The organism is Dactylosporangium sp. McL0621, from assembly GCF_049995355.1.
Taxonomy (GTDB): domain Bacteria; phylum Actinomycetota; class Actinomycetes; order Mycobacteriales; family Micromonosporaceae; genus Dactylosporangium.
In genome coordinates this window covers 11,445,416-11,462,569 of the sequence record NZ_CP188259.1, presented here as the reverse complement: position 1 = coordinate 11,462,569, position 17,154 = coordinate 11,445,416, and the positions used below count along the sequence as shown (strand labels likewise).

Sequence of the window (17,154 nt, the reverse complement as noted above, 5' to 3'; positions counted from 1 at the left end):
CGTCAATAGCTGGTTAATCCGCTCGCCTCTCGCGTGCTTTGGCCCTCGCGGCGTGCCGCGCGGGGTTAACAATGCGGGGGAAATGAAGCTGAATCATCGCGTGCGGGTACGGCGTGCCGGCCGTTCAACCCACTCGGACCGTGGCTGGTGACTCCGGACGAGGTGGGCGGCCCGCGGCTGCTCTCGAAGACCGACAACCCCGAGGAGGAACGGGTCCGCCTCGCCGCCCGCCAGCCCACCGGACGACTGGTACGGGCCGAGGAGGTCGCCGCGGCCGTCGTGTACCTGGCCAGCCCGGCGGCCGGCGCGACGACCGGCACCTCGCTCGCGGCGGACGGCGGCATGGCCGGGCTGCGGCCGCCGCGGACCTGAGAGCGCAAAGTACGGGGCAGCCGACGACCTCGTGGCGCCCTTTCGCCTTGCTCAACCGGCTGCTCGGGCTGCCCGGCGTCACCGTGCGCGGGGTGTCGATGGTCGAGCCGGGCCAGCTGGTCATCGATGTGGTGCTGCGCGGCCGCCGGCTGGCGCGGCCCGGACTGTGGGGTGGTGACCGCGGCGGTGCCGTTCGCCCGCGGCCACGCTCGGGCGCACCCGCGACTTGCCGCGTTCCTGCGAACGGTGGTGTCAGACCGGCTGGACACTGACCGGCTCGAGGGCCTGGCACACATCGGGTGGACGAGTACAGCCGCCAAACCAACACCTAACGCGTGCACTATGAAGCTGCTCTATCTTGTGGGCTGTACCGTGACAGATGGACGAGCCGCGGGGGGCTCCACAACGGCGTAGCCAGGACAAACATGCGTATCGCTGAGATCGGCACCCACCGTCGTTGCCGACACGTTACAAAATAGAGCCTGTTGATCGTCGGCATGGCAGTGCTACGTTACCCGGCACGCGCAACATGTATGTGGTTCATCTCACGTCTGGATGGTTCAGACCTGGCTCGCCTTGGAGTACCGGTGCGCATCACCCACGTGGAGAGCTTTTCGATCGAGCTGCCGCCCCCCAATCCCCCGTACCAGTGGCGGAGCGGACTGCGCGGCTCGAGCGGCGGTGAGATTGGGGTGCTGCGCATCTGCAGCGACGCCGGCGTGGCCGGCGTGGCGGCGTCGTTCAAACCGGGTTCCGGTGCAACGCTGCAGGGTCTCGTTGACCGCGTCCTGCGCGACGAGCTCCTGGGACAGGATCCGCTGCAGCGGGAGCTGCTGTGGGAACGGCTGTGGAACATCGACCGGACCGAGTACCTGCCCATCCATCTCATCGGCCTGGTCGACACAGCGTTGTGGGACCTCGCCGGGCGGGTGTACGAAACGCCGTGCTGGCAACTGCTCGGCGGCTACCGCACGGAGATCCCCGCCTATGCCTCCACGGTCACCTACAAGACCATCAGCGAGTATCTCGACGTCGCGGACCAGTGTCTGGCGCTGGGCTACCCGGCGATCAAGCTGCACGCCTGGGGCGATGCACGCAAGGACGCGGAACTTGCTCTGGCGCTGCGCGCGCACGTCGGGCCGGCCGTGCCGCTGATGTACGACGGCTCGGCCGGATTCGACCTTCCGGACGCCGTGTATGTGGGTCAGGCGCTGACCGAAGCCGCGTACCTGTGGTACGAGGAGCCGATCCGGGAGTACAGCATCACCTCGTACAAGTGGCTCGCCGAACGGGTCGGTGTGCCGCTGAACGTGGCCGAGACGATTCCGGGCGCCCACATGAGCGCCGCCGACTTCCTCGCGTCCGGCTGCGTCACCTACCTCCGGACGAGCTCGGCGCTGCGCAGCGGCATCACCGGTGCCATGCGGATCGCGCATCTCGCTGACGCGTTCAGGCTGCGTGCCGAGGTGCACGGCAGCACCATCTCGGCACGGCATCTGTGCATGGCGATCTCGAACACCACCTACTACGAGTCGCTGGTGACGACCAACCCCGTACGCAGGGAATGGGGTGTGGATGCGAGTGGCATGGTGCAGGCACCGAAGGACCACGGCATCGGTCTGCCGCCAGGGCCCGACTATCCCGACGTGCTGCGCCCATACCTGCACTCGATCTGACACACCCCGACACACCCCAACCCGCAACGACCACCGCCAACGGAGGCCGAAATGAGCATCGCGACCCTACACACCCCTCCGACGCGACGAGCCTGTCGTGCCGTGGCGCTGTTAGCCACCGCGACCGCCGTGGTCGGCTTGCTCGGCGCGTGCGCGAACGCCGACCCGAACCGGGCCGACGCGCAGAAGCCCGCCGCGTCGTTCAGTCGTGCCCCGCAGGACGAGAACAGTGAGATCACCGTCTGGGTCGACGCGACTCGCGTTGCCGCGGTCGACGCCTACAAGAAGGCGCACCCGAACGTGAAGGTCAAGGCGGTGACCTTCGGCGGCGGGTCCGGCAACGAGTTGCAGACCAAGGTGACGCTCTTCGACCGTACCGGCGAAGGATGGCCCGACGTGGTCTGGCCCGGCAATCAGGACCTTTCCTGGGCCACTAGTGGCAAGACGCCCTTCGCCGCACCGATCAGCGAACTGGTCGACAAGTCGTTCCTCGACGGCTACGCCAAGGGCTCGTTGGACCAGTGCACGATCAACGGCAAGGTGTACTGCGTCCGCCACGACCTGGCCCCGAATGTCCTGTGGTACAACAAGCGGCTGATGGACCAGTTCGGCTACACGGTGCCCGCCACGTGGGAGGAGTGGCGCGACCTGGGCCTCAAAGTGTCAAAGGAGCACCCCGGGTACCTCGTCGGTGAGGTCGGCAGCCCCGGGACACCGGACGTCTACTTCTGGGGCAGCCAATGCCCCGCCAGCGTGCTGACCGGACCGCGAGCCGTCAATGTCGACCTGCAGGACGCCAAGTGCACCCGCGTCGCAACGATGCTCGACTCGCTGCTGGCCGCGAACGTTCTGGGCACCCGCAACAAGTATGACACCGGCTTCATCAAGGACCAGGCAAGCAAGATTCTCTTGATGCCCGGCCCGGCGTGGTACGGACAGACCCTGTTCAACACCACATACAAGACACCAGCCGGTGAGATTGCGGTTGCCGCACCTTTGAAGTGGGCCGGCGACGCCGAGGCGCACACCGGCGCGGTTGGCGGCGGCATGTGGTTCGTCTCGTCGCACAGCAAGAACCTCAAGGCCAGCGTCGACTTCGTGAAATGGGTGACCACCGACCCTGACTACACCGCCGGCACCGGCACCTTCCCGGCCTACACCGCGGCCGCCGACGCGTGGTTGGCCAAGCAGCAAGCCAGCGGGTACTTCGCGAACGACATCGGGCCGGTGTTCAAGGACGCCGCGCCGAAGATCTGGACCGGCTGGGCGGTGTCGACGACGTACTCGCAGGAGGCGATCTACGCGTCCACGATGGTGCCCGCGATCACGCAGGGCAAGACGATCACCTCCCAGCTCGGTCCCTGGCAGGACGCAATCGTCAACCAGGCCAAGTCGCTCGGGTACTCGGTGAACTGAACTGATGACCGAAAGCCAAACGTTGTCCGCCCGGGGACGCACCCGCGTCCCCGGGCGGGCACAGCCCACGCCCCACGGCCGGTCGGTGTCTGGTTCGGCAGGCAAAGCCAGCTACTTCTTCGTGGCCGGTTACGTGACGTTGCTGCTCATGTTCGGCATCGTTCCAGTCGTGTACGCCCTATGGCTGGCGTTGACCAATTCCGACGGACAGCTCGTCGGGGTCGGCAACTTCACCCGGGTTTTCGCCGACTACCGTTTCGTCCCGGCATTCAGCCACGTCGGCCTGTACATCCTGTACTGGTTGATCAGTCTCATGGTGCTCGTGGTCACCCTCGCGCTGATGCTGCACGGCCGGTTCCGCCGGACCACGTCGGTCATCCGCTTCCTGTACTACCTGCCCGGTGCGTTCGCCGGTGCGTCCAGCGTTCTGCTATGGCTCATTCTGCTCGACCCGGTGGCGAGCCCGGCCGGCTTCTTGCTGCGGGCGGCCGGCTGGAAGACTTCGGCGGAAACGATCGCGCCCGGCCATCTGCCCGTCATTTTCACGGTGATTGCGTTCTGGACCGGGGCCGGCAGTTGGATCATCATCATGTACGGAGCGCTCAACGGCATCCCGGAGGAGGTCCTGCAGGCGGCCCGCATCGACGGAGCGAACCCGTTTCAGATAGCAATGCGCATCCAGATTCCGCTGCTGCGCAAGTGGATCGCCTACATGCTCATCCTGGCATTCGCCGGCGGCACGCAACTTTTCGTCGAACCGCAACTGGTCGGCACGGCCAGCTTCGGCCAAGTTCCCGCCCACTGGTCGCCCAACCAGCTGTCGTACGTGTACGCCTTCCAGGCCGGTGACTTCAACGGCGCCGCCGCGATCGCCGTGTGCCTACTCGTCCTCAGCCTTATCTGCGCCGCAATCGCGGTGTTCAAGGCACGCCTGTTCGAGAGGGGCTGACCATGGCCACCGTCATGCTGCGTACCGACCGGCGCCCGGCCCGCCAGTCCGGCGGCACGGCACGACGAACTACGCCGCCGCAGACACTCGGCGCGCGCCTCGCGTGGGCCATCGTGATCGGCCTGTTCCTGGCCTTCTTCACGCTGCCCATCCTCTGGCTGCTCCTGGCACCGACGCGCAGTGACGCCGACATCATCCGGGGCAACCCGCTGGCTTTCGGCTCGTTGTCAGATCTCGGCGCCACCTGGCGGCATCTCTACGACTTCCAGTCGCATGCCATCGTCAACTGGGTCGAGAACTCAGCGGTCTACTGCTTCACGGCGCTGGCCATTATGCTGCCCGTGACCATCACCGCGGGCTACGCGCTGGCGATGACTGAGTTCCGTGGCCGCAAGGCACTACTGACCATCACGCTGCTGGTCATGCTCATGCCGACCGCGACGCTCGTACTGCCGCTCTACCTGGAGATGAACGCGCTGGGCCTGGACGGTTCCCGGTGGAGCGTCATCCTGCCGTTCTCGTTCTTCCCGTTCGGGGTCTACCTGACCTACATTTACTACTCGTCAACCGTGCCGGGCGAACTGCTCGCCGCGGCCCGCATCGACGGTGCCAACGAGTGGCAGGTCTTCCGCTACATCGCACTGCCACTGGCCCGGCCCGTCGTCGCGCTGGTCGCCTTCTTCAGCTTCCTGCACAACTGGAACAACTTCTTCCTGCCGTTCGTGATGCTGCCCGACAGCGACCAGTATCCGGCCACGGTCGGTCTGAGCAACCTGCTCACCTCGTCGCCGATGTTCAACTCCTCGACCGGCATCTCTTCGATCCTGCGGCCCGAGCTTGCGCTCGCAGCGCTGCTGACCAGCATCCCGGTTCTTGTCGTCTTCCTCCTCTCACAGCGCGCGCTCGTCTCGGGTATGACCGCCGGCGCCACCAAGGAATAACGTCCACCGATGGAGACTATTGATGCGCGGGGTGTCACCCAGACCGGTGCGCGGGGAACGGCCGTGGTGAGGACGAGAATCCTGCCGCGAGGGCTGTCCGTGACCGAGGTTGGCCTCGGCGCCGCGCAGTTGGGCAACCTCTACCGCGAAACAACCGAAGAACAGGCGGCCGAGACCGTGGAAACGGCCTGGAACGTGGGCATCCGCTACTTCGACACGGCGCCGCACTACGGCCTCGGGTTGTCGGAACTGCGCCTCGGCCGCCTGCTGGCAGACCGACCGCGGCGCGACTACGTCCTGTCGACCAAGGTCGGCCGGTTGCTGGAGCCCAACCCTGACCCCGATCCTGGCCGGGATGCCGGCTTCGCCGTCCCGGCCACGCTGATCCGACGGTTCGATCTCACCCGTGACGGCATCCACCGATCCATGGAGGAAAGCCTGAGCCGCCTGCGCACCGATTACGTCGACATCGCCTACCTGCATGATCCCGATGACATGGAGGATGCGGCGCTGGCCACGGCGTTTCCGGCCCTCGTCGAGCTGCGCGAGCAGGGTGTCGTGCGTGCTATCGGGGCCGGTATGAACTATGCGGCCCCGCTGGCCAGGTTCGTCCGCGAGGCCGACATCGACGTGGTGATGGTTGCCGGTCGGTTCACGCTGCTGGACCGTTCCGCGCAGGAAGAGTTGTTGCCGGCAGCGCTGGAGCGGGGGGTCGCGGTCGTCGCGGCCGGGGTCTACAACTCCGGGATCCTGGCCACCAGACGGCCCTCCGATGACGCGACGTACGACTACCACGCCGCCGACGCAACGGTACTGCGCCGAGCGCGGCTGATGGCGGACCAGTGTGAACAGGCGTCGGTCGAGCTGCCGGCCGCGGCGCTGCAGTTCCCGCTGCGGCATCCCGCAGTGGCCTGCGTCGTGGTCGGCGTCCGCGGCCGTAACCAGGTGCTGAGCACAGTCGATCGCTACAACCTCGGTGTTCCGGACGACCTGTACGACAGACTCGATGAGACGCAACGGTAGTTCCGCGCGCGGATCGGTTCCGACGGTCCGTCGGTCAGACCCTCGTGCTACTACCAGGCAGACAACCGATCTGCCCTTGACGACCGCGAATTCCGCGTCATTCGTTCCTCCTTGCATCCATCCGGCAGCAAGGAACCGTTCACGAGCCCAGCGGCACCGCCATTCGGAAGAGGTGCGCAGTGATGCGCGTGGCGCTGTTCGCCACGTGCCTCGAATACGCCGCGATGAGGGCGGCAACCGCCTCGCTCGCTGATGACCACTGAGGAGATCCATGCTCACCGCTGCCTACGTCGGCGACCGCACCATCGAGGTCGCCGAGGCCGATCCCGTCCCGCCGGCGCCGGGGGAGGTGCAGGTCGAGGTGGCGTACGTCGGGATCTGCGGCACCGACCTGCACATCCTGCACGGCGCGATGGACGCCCGAGTCTCGTTGCCGGCGGTGATCGGGCACGAGATGTCCGGCACCGTGGCCGCGCTCGGCGCGGGCGTGACCGGCTGGTCGGTGGGTGACCGCGTGACCGTGATGCCGCTGGACTGGGACGGCACCTGCCCGGCCTGTCGGGCCGGCCACCAGCACGTGTGCCAGCACCTCAACTTCGTCGGCATCGACAGCCCCGGTGCGCTGCAGGGCCGGTGGAACGTACGCGCCGACCTACTGGTGCCGCTGCCCGCCGGCCTGTCGCTGCAGCACGCCGCGCTGGTGGAGCCGGTCGCGGTGGCCGTGCACGACGTACGCCGGTCCGAGCTGGCCGCGGGCGACTTCGGGGTGGTGCTCGGCGGCGGGCCGATCGGCGCCCTCATCGCCCTGGTGGCGGCCGACGCCGGAGCCCAAGTGCTCGTCTCGGAGCCCGACGCGGGCCGCCGGGCGCTGCTGGGAGGGCTCGGGCTACGCACGTTCGACCCGGCCGCCGCCGACCTGGCGGCGCACGTCGAGGCCTGGACGGGCGGGGCAGGGGCCGACGTGGTCTTCGAGGTCTCCGGTGCGGCGCCCGCGGTCGCCGCGGCGACCGCGGTCGCGCGGGTGCGCGGGACGATCGTGGTGGTCGCGATCCACCCGAACCCGCAGCCGGTCGACCTCAAGCAGGTGTTCTGGCGCGAGCTGCGGATCCTCGGCGCCCGCGTCTACGAACGGATCGACTTCGAGCGCGCCGTCGAGTTGCTCGACGCGGCCGTGGTCCCTGCCGGCGCGCTCATCACCGAAGTCGTCCCGCTCGCCGAGGTGGCCGACGCGTTCAGTACGCTCGAGTCGGGCCAGGCCATGAAGGTCCTCGTGACCGTGCAGGAGCAGACTCGATGAGCCTGTTCGAGCTGACCGGCCGGACCGCCGTCGTGACCGGCGCCCGACGCGGGATCGGCCTCGCGATGGCCGTCGCGCTCGCCGAGGCCGGCGCCGACATCATCGGCGTCTCCGCCCAGCTGGAGGACGAGCCCGAGGTGGGCCGGCTGGTGACGGCCGCGGGCCGCACCTTCGAGGGCCGCCGCTGCAACTTCGCCGACCGGGACGCCGTCGTCGCGCTCGGGGAGGAGCTCGCCGAGCGCGCGCCCGACATCCTGGTCAACAACGCCGGCACCATCCGGCGCCAGCCCGCCGCGGAGCACGCGCTCGAGCTGTGGGACGAGGTGGTCGCGGTCAACCTGTCCTCGCAGTTCGCGCTGACCCAGGCGCTCGCCCGGCCGATGCTGGCCCGCGGCTCGGGCAAGGTGTTGTTCACCGCGTCGCTGCTGTCCTTCCAGGGCGGCATCAACGTGCCGGGCTACACCGCCTCAAAGTCGGGTGTCGCCGGGTTGACCAAGGCGCTGGCCAACGAGTGGGCGGCGCGCGGGGTCAACGTCAACGCGATCGCCCCCGGCTATATCGCCACCGACAACACCCAGGCGCTGCAGGACGACCCGGAGCGCTCCCGTTCGATCCTCGAGCGGATCCCCGCCGGCCGGTGGGGCCGCGGCGACGATCTCGCGGGGGCGACCGTGTTTCTCTGTAGCAGCGCGTCGGACTACGTCCACGGCATCACGCTCCCGGTCGACGGCGGCTGGCTCGGCCGATGAGGTTTCTTGACCGCTTGGCTCGAGACCGGCCGCTTCCGCTGGTCGCGCCCGCCAGTGCCGACGAGGCCCGCCACGCCGTCGAGCGAGCCGCCGCGGGCTCGTTGAGCCTGCTGGAGATCGCGCTGAGGCGCCCGGGCGCGCTCGACGCCGTGCGGGGCCGTGGCCGGTCGTTCGGACGTGCTGGTGGGTGTCGGGACCGTTCTGGACATCAACCAGTTGGACCAAGCCGTGGCCGCCGGCGCCGGGTTCGTCGTGACGCCCGGCTTCCACGCCCCGGTGGTAGAGCGCTGCCTGGAACTCGGCGTACCCGTGCTACCCGGAGTCGCCACCCCCGGTGACGTGATGGCGGCACGAACTCTGGGGCTGGATACATCGGCGTACGACGCCTCGGCGTACCCGCAACCTGGGTGGGCCGGGTCGGCGCCGACACGTGGGGACAGCGGGTGCTGAGCGAACTTCGCGCCGAGGACCTCACCGTGGTCGGGGTGGCCGACCCGGACGCCCCCACGGCGCTGATGACCAAGGAACGCTCGACCCCGCGCTGCGGCATCCCGCAGTGGCCTGCGTCGTGGTTGGCGTTCGCGGTCGTGTGCCCTTGATGACCGCGGATTCCGTGTCGTTCGTTCCGCCTGCGCCGTCCTTTCAGCAATACGGAAGCCAGGTATCGTTTGCGGGTCCAGCGGCACCGCCATCCGGAAGAGGTGCTCAGTGATGCGCGTGGCGCTGTTCGTCACGTGCCTCGCCGACGCGATGTTCCCGCAGGTCGGCCGGGCCACCGTGGCGCTGCTGGAGCGGCTGGGGCACGAGGTGGTGTTCCCCGAGGCTCAGACGTGCTGCGGGCAGATGCACGTCAACACCGGCTACCAGCGCCAGGCCGTCAAGCTCGTCGAGCACCACACGCGCACGTTCGAGCCGTACGACGCGATCGTCGCCCCGTCCGGCTCGTGCGTCGGCTCGGTGCGCCACCAGCACGCGGCCGTCGCCGAGCGCGCGGGCCGGCGCCAGCTCGCGGCCCGGGCCGGCGAGGTCGCCGGGCGCACCTACGAGCTGTCGGAGTTCCTCGTCGACGTGCTCGGCGTGACCGACGTCGGCGCGCGCTACCCGCACCGGGTCACCTACCACCCGACCTGCCACTCGCTGCGCCTGCTGCGCGTCGGCGACCGTCCGCTGCGGCTGCTGCGCGCGGTCGAGGGCATCGACCTGGTCGAGCTGCCCGCCGCCGAGCAGTGCTGCGGATTCGGGGGCACGTTCGCGCTCAAGAACGCCGACACCTCCGCGGCGATGCTCGCCGACAAGTTGCGCAACGTGCTGTCCACGTCCGCCGACGTCGTGTCCGCCGGGGACTCGTCCTGCCTGATGCACATCGGCGGCGGGCTCTCGCGGCGGTCGGTGCAGACTCGTCCGGTGCACCTGGCGGAAATCCTGGCCTCGACATGAGCGGTCCGGAGCGGCGCGGAGGTCGCATGAGCACGTTGCTGGGCATGCCGACGGTGGCCCCGCGCGGGGTCGGACAGCTGCGCGGCGACGAGGCGAGCCCCGGCAGCCGGCCATGGCCGCCCGCGGCCACCTGCGCCACAGGTTCCTCCAAGCGAAGGTCGCCGTGTCCGGCGCCGACTTCGCCGTCGCCGAGACCGGCACCCTCGCCGTGTTCGAGTCCGAGGGCAACGGCCGCATGTGCCTGACCCTGCCGCCGACGCTCATCACGGTGATGGGCATCGAGAAGCTGGTGCCGACCTGGACCGACCTGGAGGTGTTCCTGCAGCTGCTGCCGCGGTCCTCGACCGGAGAGCGGATGAACCCGTACACGTCGCTGTGGACCGGCGTCACGCCGGGCGACGGACCACAGGACTTCCATCTCGTGCTGCTGACCCCGATCATCGTCCCGCCCGTCCTGCCGTTCCCGGTCCCGGGCACGACGGTCGACGACGGCACGCTGGACGCGTCCGCCCTGGACGCCTTCGCGGCCGTGGTCACATGCTGCGCCGCGGCGGTGGCGGAGACCGGGACGATCGCGCTGAACGGCTCACCCGACCAGGGGCGGCGGGCTAGGCACCACCTTCCGCCGGCGAAGCGGGCGCCGGGGCCCCGACGTCGACCCGTGGACCGGATGCTCAGACAACGGCGACGTGCTGCCCGGCGGTGAGGGTCAGCCGCCGGGCGAGGCGTTCGCCGGCGCGATCCGGCCAGCGGACTTCGATCGTGGTGTCCACGGTCGCGGCCAGCGTCGCCGCCACGACGACCCCGCCGGACCAGGTCAGCTCCTCGACGGTGACTCCACCGCGGGCGCGCAGCCCGCTGACGGCGCCGTTTGGCCACTGTGGAGGCAGGGCCGGCAGCAGCTCGATCACCGGCGCGCCGTCCTGCATCAGATGGCTCTGGACCAGCATCTCCGCGATCGCGGCGGTGACGCCGAAGTTTCCGTCGATCTGGAATGGCGGGTGGGCGCACAGCAGCGACGGATAGACGCCGCCCGTGGCGTCCTCGTACTGGATGTCCTTACCACTGGCCGGGGTCAGGTATGCGCCGAGTAGCCGGTGCGCGGCGGCCCCGTCGCCGAGCCGGGCCCACAGGCCGATCTTCCAGGCGACCGACCAACCGGTGCCGGCGTCGCCGCGGTCCCGCAGCGACTGGCGTGCCGCAGCACGCAGCCGCGCGTCGCGGGCGATGATCTGCCCCGGGTACAGGCCCACCACCTGGCCGATATGCCGGTGATGCGGGTCGATCTCGCGGTATTCGGCCGACCACTCCAGGAGCTGACCACGGGAGCCGATCTTCAGCGGTGCCAGGCGGGCCAGTGCGCCACGAACCTCGTCGAGCGCGGCCGCATCCGTCGGCGTCACCGCCAACCCGGCGCTTGCCAGCGTCGCGTGCGCATCGAGAACGAACTCGAACAGCTCACGGGCCAGGGTCAGATCCATCGCGCTGCCCGCGTCCACGGCGGCCGGCCCCTCGTCGGTCAGGAACTGGTTCTCCGGGCTGGTCGACGGCGAGGTCACGAGGCTTCCGTCCGGGCCCTCGACGAGCAGGTCCAGCACGAAGCGCGCCGCGTCCAGGGCGACCGGCAGTGCCACCTGGGCGAGGAAGTCGAGGTTTCGGCCGAAGCGCCAGTGCTCGGCCAGGTGCAGCGACAGCCATGCGCCGCCCATCGGCCAGTATGCCCAATGCGCAAGGCCGTAGCCCTTGCCAACCGGGGCCGTGAGGCGCCACAGGTCGCTGTTGTGGTGGCAGGTCCAGCCGCGAGCGCCGTACACGGACCGGGCGGTCGCCTGCCCCGCTTGGGCCAGGTCCGCGATCAGGCGCAGCATCGGTCCGTGGCACTCCGGCAGGGCGGCGGTCTCCGCCGGCCAGTAGTTCATCTCGACGTTGATGTTGACCGTGTACTGACAGTTCCATGGCGGCGTCACCTGGTGGTTCCAAATGCCCTGCAGGTTCGCGGCCTGCGTTCCCGGCCGGGAGGACGCGGCGAGCAGGTAGCGGCCGAAAGCGAAGGCGAGTACGCCGAGGTGTTCATCGGGGTGACCTTCCGCGCGACGCGCCAACCGCACATCGGTCGGATGATCCGGCACCGGGGCGTCCAGGCCGAACCGCACTCGGTCCATGAGCGCGCGATGCTCGGCGACATGCGCCGCGCGGATCGCCTCCCAGCCGGCAGCGTGTGCCGCAGCCACGTCCCGGGCGCACTGCACCAGGCATCCTTCCGCGTCCGGGCCCGGCGGCACCTGCCAGCCCCGGAACCCGGTGCGGATCCCGACGTAGACCGTGACGCGGGCCGCGCCGCGCACCGCGACCACCGGACCGTCCGCCCGCTCCTCGGCGCGCGCGGCGGCCCGTTCGCCCTCGACCGCGACCGTGAACAATGCGGCCGCCCGCATCGACGAACGCTCATCGTCGTCGACAACTACGGTGAGCGGGCGGGGCCGTGGCGCGACGTGGCGGGGTGCGGCCAGCAACATGGCGAGCCCGTCGTCGCCGTGCACCCGCACCTGCGCTCGCTCCTGCGGCGTGGTCCAGCGCAGGTCCAGATCCAGGCCCTCGGGCCCGTCAGCGGACAGCCGTACCGCCACGACCTGATGCGCCACGGCGGCAAGCACCTCCTGCCGCCAGGGCGCACGGTCATGACTGGCCCGCTCCACCCGGGCCATCCCGTCGCGTAGGTCGAGTGACCGACGGTAGTACGTTGCGGCCGGCACGTCGGTGCCCAAGAACGTGATGTCCAGGTCGCCGACCGGCTGGTACGCCTCGGCATCTCCGCCCTGCGTCGCCCGCAGCAGGTTCCCCGCGGCCACCGACCGGCCGGTGCGGACGAGCTGGCGTACCTCGTCCAGCAGCTGCTTCGGCACGTCAGGCGCAGCGGTGTCGCCGGGACCAGACCAGAAGGAGTCCTCGTTGAGATTGATCCGCTCGGTCGGAAATCCACCCCACACCATCGCCCCCAGCCGGCCGTTACCCACCGGCAGCGCCTCCTCCCACGCCGCTGCCGGTGCCGCGTAGGTCAGTTCCAGACCGTCGTTGTCAGATTCTGTCGGCATGTCCCGCCTCTTTATTGAGCCGCACTTCAAACGGGTTGTGATCGTTGTCTTCGCATGGGCACCACGGCGTGGCAGCTTCCCCGACACCCATCACGAGGATGGTGGCCAAGGCGCCTCCCATGTCGGTTACCAGTCGTGCACGGTGCCGTCGGCGAGGCGGTTGTAGGGCAGGTAGGCCTGCGTGTAGGGGTACTTGCCCGCCTCGTCGAGGTCCAGCTCCACGCCGAGCCCCGGCTGGTCGCCCGGATGCAGGAAACCGTCCTTCCACGTGAAGGACTGCTGGAACACCTGGTCGGTTTTCGTTCCGTGCTGCATGTACTCCTGGATGCCGAAGTTGTGGATGGCCAGACCCAGGTGCACGGCTGCGGCCATGCCGACCGGCGAGATGTCCGTGGGTCCGTGCATGCCGGACTTGATCTGATATTGCGAGGCGTAGTCGAGGATCTTCTTCAGGTGCGTGATCCCACCGGTGTGGGTCACCGCGCTGCGCACGTAGTCGATCAGCTGTTCCCGGATGACCTGCTGGTAGTCCCACACGGTGTTGAAGATCTCGCCGATTGCCAGTGGAGTCGTGGTGTGCTGGCGCACCAGCCGCAGGGCCTCCTGATTCTCGGCCGGCGTGACGTCTTCCAACCAGAACAGGTCGTAGGGCTCGAGTGACTTGCCGAGCCTGGCCGCCTGGATCGGGGTAAGCCGGTGGTGCGCGTCGTGCAGCAGTGGCAGCTCCGGCCCGAATTCGTTGCGGACAGCTTCGAAGACCGCCGGCACATGGCGCAGGTAGCTGCGGGTGTCCCAGTCCTCTTCCTTCGGCCGGACGCCCCGCTGAGCCGGTTCGTAGTCGTAGCGGACGCCGCTGTTCGCCTCGAAGGTGGCGTTCGAGGAGATTCCGTAGATCGACTTCAGCCCCGGCACGCCGGTCTGCACCCGGATCGCACGGTATCCCTGCGCCAGGTGATGCTGAATGCTGTCGACCAGCTCGTCGAGTGTCGTGCCGGACGCGTGGCCGTAGGCCAGAAGGCCGTTGCGTGAGGCACCACCGAGCAACTGGTACACCGGCATCCCGGCCGCTTTGCCTTTGATGTCCCACAATGCCGTGTCCACCGCCGCGATTGCGGCCATCGTCACCGGGCCCCGACGCCAGTACGCGCTGCGGTAGAGGAACTGCCACGTGTCCTCGATACGGGCCGCGTCACGGCCCAGCAGCAACGGAACGACGTGATCCCGCAGATAGCTGACGACCGCCAGTTCACGACCGTTCAACGTGGCGTCGCCAAGACCGGTGAGCCCGTCGTCGGTCGTGAGCTTGAGCGTCACGAAGTTGCGGTCAGGGCTCGTCACGATCACTTCAGCTTTGTCGATGTTCACGACAGGCTCCCTTCGAAAGCTGGTTCGCCGTTCTCACGTTCGATTGCTTCGGCCTGCCGGACGACCTGCGCGACCACGTCAAGGTCCATGCCGAGGTTGGGGTCGAGGATCCGCAGCAGCCGGGGTACGGCGGCGGTGAGCGGACCGCCGGCGTCGGTCGCCCGGGCGTGCGGATCGTTGACCGGAGCCCCGCGACCGCGCAGGTGGCAGACCCAGGCGGCGAGCACCTGTGTGGCGGCCGATGAATGACTGCCGGTCGCATTCTCGGCCTGGAGCACGGGCAGGATGCGGACGGGCAGCTTCTGTGAACCGTCCGCCGCGATCTGGTCAAGGCGATGCTGGATCCGCGGGTTGGCGAAGCGGCCCAGCAACGCCGCCTGGTAGCCGGACAGGCCAAGCCCCGGCCCGGTCAGCTGCGCCGCCGCCTCGACCCACCACCGCTGCAGCCATGCCCGGCACACCGGATCCTCCAGCGCCTGCGCCACGGTGCGGTGACCGCGGATGCTGCCGAGGTACGCCAACAGTGAGTGCCCGCCGTTGAGCAGCCGCAGCTTGCGTTGCGCGAATGGGGAAACGTCGTCGGTGAACACCGCGCCGGCAGCCTCCCAGCGCGGGCGTCCGGCGGGGAACTCACCGGCGATCACCCATTCGGTGAACGGCTCGGTGACGACCGGCGCGGTATCGGTCAGACCGGTAGCCGAACGTGCGGTGCGGATGTCCGCGTCGTCCGCCCGCGGCGTGATCCGATCGACGACCGTGTTGACGAACGTCGCCGTGCGGTCGACGGCTCGTTCCGCCTCGGGTCCGACCTGGGCGGCCAGCTCGCGGAGCACCTGCGAAACCCGGTCGCCGTTGGCGGGCAGGTTGTCGCACGGGACGACGGCGATGGGACCAGTGCCGGCCCGGTCCCGGGCGATCAGACCACCCAGCAGGCGTGCCGGCACCGACCTGACCAGCGCCGCGGGATCATGACGCAACGCTGCGACGTCCGGGTGGTGCGGGTCATGCCGGTAGGCGGTTTCGGTGACCGTCATGGTGATGACGGCGAGTTGCGGGGAGCACATGTACCGTAGCCAGGCCTCGGAAGCGCTGGCCGAATGTACGTCCACCACGCTGCCGACGACCTCCACCGCATCGCCGTCAGGGCCGCGGGTGATCAGTGCATAGAGCCCGTCCTGGGGCCGCAGTGCGTCGGCGACATCGGGGCGCCGGCCGGTGAACGCGGCAATGCCCCAATGGGCGGCATCCGGCGCGTGCTGGGTGTACCAGGCCTGGTGGGCTCGGAAGAAGTTGCCCAGACCGAGGTGCAGCATTCGCACCGGCGCTGCGGGGCCGCTGGTTGCTGTCTGCCGGGAGAGCCGGTTCGCCGGGTGCCCGGCCACATGGTGCCCGGTCACAGCTTGAACACGCGGCGCGGGAGCGCGCCGACCATGTCGGTGGCGATCGTCGTCGCTTCGTCGATGCCGAGACGATGCTCGGCGACAAGACCGGCCAGGTAGCCCGCGTCGAGGCGGCGGGACATGTCGTGCCGGGCGGGGATCGAGCAGAACGCGCGCGTGTCGTCGATGAAGCCGGAGGTGCGGTTGAACCCTGCCGTCTCGGTGATCGCCGCGCGGTACCGCCGGATCGCGTCGGGGGCGTCCAGGAACCACCACGGTGCGCCCGCGTACACGGACGGGTAGAAACCGGCAAGCGGGCCGATTTCTCGAGAGAAGGTGGTTTCGTCCACGGTGAACAGCACCAGATGCAGGTTCGGGTGCGTGCCGAATGCCTCCAGCAGCGGCCGGAGCGCGAGCGTGAATTCGGCGCGGACCGGAATGTCGTGGCCGGTGTCCGGTCCGTGCCGCAGGTAGGTCGGTCGGTGATGGTTGCGGGAGATCCCGGGATGCAGGGTCATGACCAGCCCGTCCTCTGTGGACATCCGGGCCATCTGAAAGATCATGTGCCGGCGGAAGGCGGCGGCCTCCGATGCCGTGACCGCCTGCTCTCGTGCCGTGCGGTAGATACGTCGTGCCTCGCTGTCGTCGATCGGCTCGGCGCGGACGTCGGTGTGGCTGTGATCGGTGGCCGTCGCGCCGTGCTCCCGGAAGAACGCACGCCGTGTCTCCAACGCCAGCAGATATCCGTCGTAGTCGCCGGTGTCGACGCCGGCCACGTCCGCCAGCCGATCCACGGCCGCTCGCCAGCCGGACTCCGCCGGCTCCAGGTACCGGTCCGGTCGGAAGGTGGGAATCACCCGGCCATGCCAGGACGCATCAGCTGCCAACGCCCGATGCGCCGACAAGTCGTCACACGGGTCGTCGGTGGTCGCCAGGACCTCGATGCCGAACTTGTCGAACAGGGCACGGGGCAGGAACTCCGCGCGGGCGAGGCACCCGACGATCTCGTCGTAGATGCTGTCGGCCGAGGCGACCGTCGGCTGCTCACGCACGCCGAAGATGTCGAAGAGCTCCGACTCCAGCCAGTACCGCACCGGGGTGCCGGCGAAGGCGCCCCAGTGCTCACACAACAGGCGCCAGATGGACCTGGCGACGGACTCCGGCAACGGATCCTGCCCGGCACCCAGCCGGTCGAGCTGGACCCCGGCGGCGTGCAGGAGCCGGGTCACGTAGTGGTCCCGGGTCACCAGCAACGTTGCCGGATCGGAGAACGGCTGGTTCTCGACCAGCAGTTTCGGATCGACATGTCCGTGCGGTGAGATGATCGGTGCCCCGGCGACGTGCCGGTACAGCTCCCGGGCGATGGCCCGAACCGCCGGATCGACGTGGAGCAGCCGGTCGGGATGCGGCGCGAGCGGTTGGTGAAGATCGATCACGCCGCCCATGGTCGGCACGCCG

At 69.1% G+C, this 17,154-nt stretch carries 15 protein-coding genes and 1 pseudogene; 12 read left to right on the top strand and 4 right to left on the bottom strand.

Features of this window, described 5'->3' with window-relative positions; all coding sequences use genetic code 11:
- The first annotated feature begins 147 nt into the window (after positions 1 to 147).
- From ACPPVO_RS54340 to ACPPVO_RS54285, 12 genes and pseudogenes are all read left to right on the top strand, one after another.
- Positions 148 to 372, top strand: a complete 225-nt coding sequence (locus ACPPVO_RS54340) for an SDR family oxidoreductase (protein WP_426507378.1) — start codon at positions 148 to 150, stop codon at positions 370 to 372.
- Between the two features lie 587 nt (positions 373 to 959).
- Positions 960 to 2,048: an enolase C-terminal domain-like protein gene (locus tag ACPPVO_RS54335; protein ID WP_426507376.1), complete on the top strand. Its 1,089-nt coding sequence runs from the start codon at positions 960 to 962 to the stop codon at positions 2,046 to 2,048.
- Positions 2,049 to 2,150: 102 nt separating this feature from the next.
- Complete coding sequence (locus ACPPVO_RS54330; protein ID WP_426507375.1) at positions 2,151 to 3,464, top strand: ABC transporter substrate-binding protein; 1,314 nt, start codon at positions 2,151 to 2,153, stop codon at positions 3,462 to 3,464.
- A 4-nt stretch (positions 3,465 to 3,468) separates the two neighbouring features.
- Complete coding sequence (locus ACPPVO_RS54325) at positions 3,469 to 4,413, top strand: carbohydrate ABC transporter permease (protein WP_426507374.1); 945 nt, start codon at positions 3,469 to 3,471, stop codon at positions 4,411 to 4,413.
- A 2-nt stretch (positions 4,414 to 4,415) separates the two neighbouring features.
- Positions 4,416 to 5,354, top strand: a complete 939-nt coding sequence (locus ACPPVO_RS54320) for a carbohydrate ABC transporter permease (protein ID WP_426507373.1) — start codon at positions 4,416 to 4,418, stop codon at positions 5,352 to 5,354.
- A gap of 9 nt (positions 5,355 to 5,363) precedes the next feature.
- Positions 5,364 to 6,377, top strand: a complete 1,014-nt coding sequence (locus tag ACPPVO_RS54315; protein ID WP_426507372.1) for an aldo/keto reductase — start codon at positions 5,364 to 5,366, stop codon at positions 6,375 to 6,377.
- 271 nt (positions 6,378 to 6,648) lie between these two features.
- Positions 6,649 to 7,674: a zinc-dependent alcohol dehydrogenase gene (locus ACPPVO_RS54310; RefSeq protein WP_426507371.1), complete on the top strand. Its 1,026-nt coding sequence runs from the start codon at positions 6,649 to 6,651 to the stop codon at positions 7,672 to 7,674.
- Positions 7,671 to 8,423, top strand: a complete 753-nt coding sequence (locus tag ACPPVO_RS54305; RefSeq protein ID WP_426507370.1) for an SDR family oxidoreductase — start codon at positions 7,671 to 7,673, stop codon at positions 8,421 to 8,423. The genes ACPPVO_RS54310 and ACPPVO_RS54305 overlap by 4 nt, the downstream gene beginning before the upstream one ends.
- Before the next feature lie 159 nt (positions 8,424 to 8,582).
- Complete coding sequence (locus tag ACPPVO_RS54300) at positions 8,583 to 8,873, top strand: hypothetical protein (protein ID WP_426507368.1); 291 nt, start codon at positions 8,583 to 8,585, stop codon at positions 8,871 to 8,873.
- A complete protein-coding gene (locus tag ACPPVO_RS54295) occupies positions 8,831 to 9,022 on the top strand; it encodes a hypothetical protein (protein WP_426507366.1) in 192 nt (63 codons plus the stop codon). Before ACPPVO_RS54300 ends, ACPPVO_RS54295 begins: the two co-directional genes overlap by 43 nt.
- 112 nt (positions 9,023 to 9,134) lie before the next feature.
- Positions 9,135 to 9,860 (top strand): (Fe-S)-binding protein, encoded by a 726-nt coding sequence (locus ACPPVO_RS54290; protein ID WP_426507364.1) that lies wholly within the window; start codon positions 9,135 to 9,137, stop codon positions 9,858 to 9,860.
- Positions 9,861 to 9,966: 106 nt separating this feature from the next.
- Positions 9,967 to 10,290 (top strand): annotated as a pseudogene (locus ACPPVO_RS54285) (LUD domain-containing protein); the annotation flags it as partial.
- Positions 10,291 to 10,534: 244 nt separating this feature from the next.
- Here the strand turns inward: ACPPVO_RS54285 and ACPPVO_RS54280 are convergent.
- The 4 genes from ACPPVO_RS54280 to uxaC all read right to left on the bottom strand — a co-directional run bounded on the left by ACPPVO_RS54280 (position 10,535) and on the right by uxaC (position 17,132).
- Complete coding sequence (locus tag ACPPVO_RS54280; RefSeq protein WP_426507363.1) at positions 10,535 to 13,039, bottom strand: glycosyl hydrolase family 95 catalytic domain-containing protein; 2,505 nt, start codon at positions 13,037 to 13,039, stop codon at positions 10,535 to 10,537.
- 39 nt (positions 13,040 to 13,078) lie between these two features.
- A complete protein-coding gene (gene manD / locus ACPPVO_RS54275; protein WP_426507362.1) occupies positions 13,079 to 14,317 on the bottom strand; it encodes a D-mannonate dehydratase ManD in 1,239 nt (412 codons plus the stop codon).
- On the bottom strand, positions 14,314 to 15,630 hold the full coding sequence (locus tag ACPPVO_RS54270; RefSeq protein ID WP_426514870.1) for a mannitol dehydrogenase family protein: 1,317 nt from the start codon (positions 15,628 to 15,630) through the stop codon (positions 14,314 to 14,316). The genes manD and ACPPVO_RS54270 overlap by 4 nt, the downstream gene beginning before the upstream one ends.
- Before the next feature lie 80 nt (positions 15,631 to 15,710).
- Positions 15,711 to 17,132: a glucuronate isomerase gene (gene uxaC / locus ACPPVO_RS54265; protein WP_426507360.1), complete on the bottom strand. Its 1,422-nt coding sequence runs from the start codon at positions 17,130 to 17,132 to the stop codon at positions 15,711 to 15,713.
- Positions 17,133 to 17,154: the final 22 nt, after the last annotated feature.

What these genes read in the sequence shown, in the direction of transcription:
- ACPPVO_RS54325 (WP_426507374.1), top strand. Translation starts at nt 3,469, where the DNA reads ATGACCGAAAGCCAAACGTTGTCCGCCCGGGGACGCACCCGCGTCCCC.
- ACPPVO_RS54320 (WP_426507373.1), top strand. Translation starts at nt 4,416, where the DNA reads ATGGCCACCGTCATGCTGCGTACCGACCGGCGCCCGGCCCGCCAGTCC.
- ACPPVO_RS54315 (WP_426507372.1), top strand. Translation starts at nt 5,364, where the DNA reads ATGGAGACTATTGATGCGCGGGGTGTCACCCAGACCGGTGCGCGGGGA.
- ACPPVO_RS54310 (WP_426507371.1), top strand. Translation starts at nt 6,649, where the DNA reads ATGCTCACCGCTGCCTACGTCGGCGACCGCACCATCGAGGTCGCCGAG.
- ACPPVO_RS54305 (WP_426507370.1), top strand. Translation starts at nt 7,671, where the DNA reads ATGAGCCTGTTCGAGCTGACCGGCCGGACCGCCGTCGTGACCGGCGCC.
- ACPPVO_RS54290 (WP_426507364.1), top strand. Translation starts at nt 9,135, where the DNA reads ATGCGCGTGGCGCTGTTCGTCACGTGCCTCGCCGACGCGATGTTCCCG.
- ACPPVO_RS54270 (WP_426514870.1), bottom strand. Translation starts at nt 15,630, where the DNA reads ATGCTGCACCTCGGTCTGGGCAACTTCTTCCGAGCCCACCAGGCCTGG.